This window comes from Microbacterium sp. NPDC087868 (assembly GCF_044900755.1).
Classification (GTDB): Bacteria; Actinomycetota; Actinomycetes; order Actinomycetales; family Microbacteriaceae; genus Microbacterium; species Microbacterium galbinum.
This window is the reverse complement of the sequence record NZ_JBJDNO010000017.1, coordinates 1-5,541: the sequence shown is the minus strand read 5'-3', so window position 1 is coordinate 5,541 and position 5,541 is coordinate 1. Positions and strand designations below refer to the sequence as shown.

3 rRNA genes are annotated in these 5,541 nt (G+C 54.4%); all 3 read right to left on the bottom strand.

Annotation, left to right across the window (positions count from 1 at the left end):
* Positions 1-10: 10 nt before the first annotated feature.
* Positions 11-127: ribosomal RNA gene (gene rrf / locus ACI2JZ_RS18340) — 5S ribosomal RNA — on the bottom strand.
* 108 nt (positions 128-235) lie between these two features.
* Positions 236-3,339: ribosomal RNA gene (locus tag ACI2JZ_RS18335) — 23S ribosomal RNA — on the bottom strand.
* A 421-nt stretch (positions 3,340-3,760) separates the two neighbouring features.
* Positions 3,761-5,282: ribosomal RNA gene (locus ACI2JZ_RS18330) — 16S ribosomal RNA — on the bottom strand.
* The 16S, 23S and 5S rRNA genes sit together here, the layout of an rRNA operon.
* Between the last annotated feature and the right edge of the window lie 259 nt (positions 5,283-5,541).

Sequence of the window (5,541 nt, the reverse complement as noted above, 5' to 3'; positions counted from 1 at the left end):
CTTAAAAGAAGTCCGGCGGTGTCCTACTCTCCCACAGGGTCCCCCCTGCAGTACCATCGGCGCTGTGAGGCTTAGCTTCCGGGTTCGGAATGTAACCGGGCGTTTCCCTCACGCTATGGCCGCCGAAACACTATTGATGTTTCAATCAAACACATAACAAAGTCATTGTTGTTATGCGGTTCTCGACCGTACATCGAGAACCACTCAGTGGACGCGTAGCACCAACAAACGGTGTGTTATCAAGTCATCGGCTTATTAGTACCAGTCAGCTGCATGCATTACTGCACTTCCACATCTGGCCTATCAACCCAGTAGTCTGGCTGGGAGCCTCTCACCCGAAGGTATGGAAATCTCATCTTGAGGCCGGCTTCCCGCTTAGATGCTTTCAGCGGTTATCCATCCCGAACGTAGCTAATCAGCGGTGCTCCTGGCGGAACAACTGACACACCAGAGGTTCGTCCAACCCGGTCCTCTCGTACTAGGGTCAGATCCTCTCAAATTTCCTACGCGCGCAGCGGATAGGGACCGAACTGTCTCACGACGTTCTAAACCCAGCTCGCGTACCGCTTTAATGGGCGAACAGCCCAACCCTTGGGACCTACTCCAGCCCCAGGATGCGACGAGCCGACATCGAGGTGCCAAACCATGCCGTCGATATGGACTCTTGGGCAAGATCAGCCTGTTATCCCCGAGGTACCTTTTATCCGTTGAGCGACAGCGCTTCCACAAGCCACTGCCGGATCACTAGTCCCGACTTTCGTCCCTGCTCGACCTGTCAGTCTCACAGTCAAGCTCCCTTGTGCACTTACACTCGACACCTGATTACCAACCAGGTTGAGGGAACCTTTGGGCGCCTCCGTTACTTTTTGGGAGGCAACCGCCCCAGTTAAACTACCCACCAGGCACTGTCCCTGAACCGGATTACGGTTCGAAGTTAGATATCCAGAGTGACCAGAGTGGTATTTCAACAATGACTCCACATGAACTGGCGTCCATGCTTCAAAGTCTCCCACCTATCCTACACAAGCCACACCGAACACCAATACCAAGCTGTAGTAAAGGTCACGGGGTCTTTCCGTCCTGCTGCGCGTAACGAGCATCTTTACTCGTAATGCAATTTCGCCGAGTTCGCGGTTGAGACAGTTGGGAAGTCGTTACGCCATTCGTGCAGGTCGGAACTTACCCGACAAGGAATTTCGCTACCTTAGGATGGTTATAGTTACCACCGCCGTTTACTGGGGCTTAAATTCTCAGCTTCGCCTTGCGGCTAACCGGTCCTCTTAACCTTCCAGCACCGGGCAGGCGTCAGTCCGTATACATCGTCTTGCGACTTGGCACGGACCTGTGTTTTTAGTAAACAGTCGCTACCCACTAGTCTCTGCGGCCTCCAAACGCTTTCGGAGCAAGTCCTAATACGTCGAAGGCCCCCCTTCTCCCGAAGTTACGGGGGCATTTTGCCGAGTTCCTTAACCACGATTCTCTCGATCTCCTTGGTATTCTCTACCTGACCACCTGAGTCGGTTTGGGGTACGGGCGGCTAGAACCTCGCGTCGATGCTTTTCTTGGCAGCATAGGATCATCCACTTTTTATCCGCATCGTGTCTCAGCCTATGTGAACGGCGGATTTGCCTACCGTTCGGCCTACGCACTTGCACCAGGACAACCATCGCCTGGCTTGGACTACCTTCCTGCGTCACACCTGTTAATACGCTAACCGCACCAGAATGGGGTCGTGCGCTAGGCCCAACGCTTCACCCCGAAGGGATCCGTCAGTGGGATTCAGACACTTAGCACTACTGGATTAGCTTGGGCGGTTCTTCGCCGGTACGGGAATATCAACCCGTTGTCCATCGACTACGCCTGTCGGCCTCGCCTTAGGTCCCGACTTACCCAGGGAAGATTAGCTTGACCCTGGAACCCTTGGTCTTTCGGAGGACGTGTTTCTCACACGTCTTTCGCTACTCATGCCTGCATTCTCACTCGTGTAGCCTCCACGGCTGGTTTACACCGCCGCTTCGCTGGCCACACGACGCTCTCCTACCCATCAACACGGCTGGACCACGAAGGCCTACCAATAATGTCAATGCCACAACTTCGGTGGCGTGCTTGAGCCCCGTTACATTGTCGGCGCGGAATCACTTGACCAGTGAGCTATTACGCACTCTTTCAAGGGTGGCTGCTTCTAAGCCAACCTCCTGGTTGTCAAGGCAACTCCACATCCTTTCCCACTTAGCACGCGCTTTGGGACCTTAGTTGGTGGTCTGGGTTGTTTCCCTCTCGACTATGAAGCTTATCCCCCACAGTCTCACTGCTGCGCTCTCACTTACCGGCATTCGGAGTTTGGCTGACGTCAGTAACCTTGTAGGGCCCATCGGCCATCCAGTAGCTCTACCTCCGGCAAGAAACACGCAACGCTGCACCTAAATGCATTTCGGAGAGAACCAGCTATCACGAAGTTTGATTGGCCTTTCACCCCTATCCACAGCTCATCCCCTCAGTTTTCAACCTAAGTGGGTTCGGTCCTCCACGACGTCTTACCGTCGCTTCAACCTGGCCATGGATAGATCACTTCGCTTCGGGTCTAGGACATGCGACTGAATCGCCCTATTCAGACTCGCTTTCGCTACGGCTACCCCACACGGGTTAACCTCGCCACATATCGCTAACTCGCAGGCTCATTCTTCAAAAGGCACGCTGTCACAGCTACTAAGGCTGCTCCAACGGTTTGTAAGCAAACGGTTTCAGGTACTATTTCACTCCCCTCCCGGGGTACTTTTCACCTTTCCCTCACGGTACTTGTCCGCTATCGGTCATCTGGGAGTATTTAGGCTTATCAGGTGGTCCTGACAGATTCACACGGGATTTCACGGGCCCCGTGCTACTTGGGATACTCTTCGCGCCAAGAGAGGCATTTCGACTACGGGGTTGGCACCCTCTATGACCGGCCTTTCAAGACCGTTCGTCTATACCTTCTTGTAACGCCGCCACCTCGGCAGAGATGACTGAAAAGTCCCACAACCCCCAACGTGCAACGCCTGCCGGCTATCACACACGCTAGGTTTAGCCTGATCCGGTTTCGCTCGCCACTACTAACGGAATCGCGGTTGCTTTCTCTTCCTGTGGGTACTGAGATGTTTCACTTCCCCACGTTCCCTCTACCCGCCCTATATATTCAGGCGGGAGTCACTAGGTCGGCACGCCGCCCAGCGGGGTTTCCCCATTCGGACACCCTCGGATCAAAACTTGCTTATCAGTTCCCCGAGGCTTATCGCAGATTGCTACGTCCTTCTTCGGCTCCAGATGCCAAGGCATCCACCGTTTGCTCTTAAAGACTTGAAATCACATGAGTTTGAATCAGAATCGACACCAGGCCCGAAAGCCTGGCATGAAATTGACTAATGATCTTTAAGATCATCTTGTGCAACCAGCTCGAAAGCCGGCTGCAAGATGCTCGCGTCCACTGTGTAGTTCTCAAAGTACGGGCGGTACCCCATCCAGCAACCCCACACGGGGGAAACCAGAAGAGGCCCAGAGTAACCAAATGCTTCCAACCCGAAGGTCAAAGCGCATCCGGTCCCTCAGGACCCAACAGCGTGCAGGCACCGGTCCCCTCACCCCACTCTTTCCAACAACCGAAGTTGCGTACTCGACCAGAGATCAGATCTCGATGCCATGTCAAATGTTCCACCCATGAGCTCCCAGCGAAGAACGTGTGCCTTCGATCTGGGTTCTGGACTCCGAAGAGTCAGATGCTCCTTAGAAAGGAGGTGATCCAGCCGCACCTTCCGGTACGGCTACCTTGTTACGACTTAGTCCTAATTACCGATCCCACCTTCGACGGCTCCCTCCACAAGGGTTAGGCCACCGGCTTCAGGTGTTACCGACTTTCATGACTTGACGGGCGGTGTGTACAAGACCCGGGAACGTATTCACCGCAGCGTTGCTGATCTGCGATTACTAGCGACTCCGACTTCATGAGGTCGAGTTGCAGACCTCAATCCGAACTGGGACCGGCTTTTTGGGATTCGCTCCACCTCGCGGTATTGCAGCCCTTTGTACCGGCCATTGTAGCATGCGTGAAGCCCAAGACATAAGGGGCATGATGATTTGACGTCATCCCCACCTTCCTCCGAGTTGACCCCGGCAGTATCCCATGAGTTCCCACCATTACGTGCTGGCAACATAGAACGAGGGTTGCGCTCGTTGCGGGACTTAACCCAACATCTCACGACACGAGCTGACGACAACCATGCACCACCTGTTTACGAGTGTCCAAAGAGTTGACCATTTCTGGCCCGTTCTCGTATATGTCAAGCCTTGGTAAGGTTCTTCGCGTTGCATCGAATTAATCCGCATGCTCCGCCGCTTGTGCGGGTCCCCGTCAATTCCTTTGAGTTTTAGCCTTGCGGCCGTACTCCCCAGGCGGGGAACTTAATGCGTTAGCTGCGTCACGGAATCCGTGGAATGGACCCCACAACTAGTTCCCAACGTTTACGGGGTGGACTACCAGGGTATCTAAGCCTGTTTGCTCCCCACCCTTTCGCTCCTCAGCGTCAGTTACGGCCCAGAGATCTGCCTTCGCCATCGGTGTTCCTCCTGATATCTGCGCATTCCACCGCTACACCAGGAATTCCAATCTCCCCTACCGCACTCTAGTCTGCCCGTACCCACTGCAGGCCGGAGGTTGAGCCTCCGGATTTCACAGCAGACGCGACAAACCGCCTACGAGCTCTTTACGCCCAATAATTCCGGATAACGCTTGCGCCCTACGTATTACCGCGGCTGCTGGCACGTAGTTAGCCGGCGCTTTTTCTGCAGGTACCGTCACTTTCGCTTCTTCCCTGCTAAAAGAGGTTTACAACCCGAAGGCCGTCATCCCTCACGCGGCGTTGCTGCATCAGGCTTCCGCCCATTGTGCAATATTCCCCACTGCTGCCTCCCGTAGGAGTCTGGGCCGTGTCTCAGTCCCAGTGTGGCCGGTCACCCTCTCAGGCCGGCTACCCGTCGACGCCTTGGTGAGCCATTACCTCACCAACAAGCTGATAGGCCGCGAGCCCATCCCCAACCGAAATTCTTTCCAGACGCAGACCATGCGGTCACGTCACATATCCAGTATTAGACGCCGTTTCCAGCGCTTATCCCAGAGTCAGGGGCAGGTTGCTCACGTGTTACTCACCCGTTCGCCACTGATCCACAGAGCAAGCTCTGCTTCACCGTTCGACTTGCATGTGTTAAGCACGCCGCCAGCGTTCATCCTGAGCCAGGATCAAACTCTCCGTAAAAAAGAAATGCATACCACCCGGGGAAAAACCGGGAAGCAGCGAGTTTGATGCTGACCAAAGAGACAAATTCATTGCTGACTTCATCCGTTGCCAACCCCACAAGGAGGTTGGTCTTTGATCCAAAGGAATCTCATCCAGCCGAAGCTGAATCGAGGTTATTTGGCATTTGACAAGTGCACGCTGTTGAGTTCTCAAGGATCGGATGCTCCCACGACCCAGTCATCACAACCAGGCCCGAAGGGCAACTTCTCTATCTTAC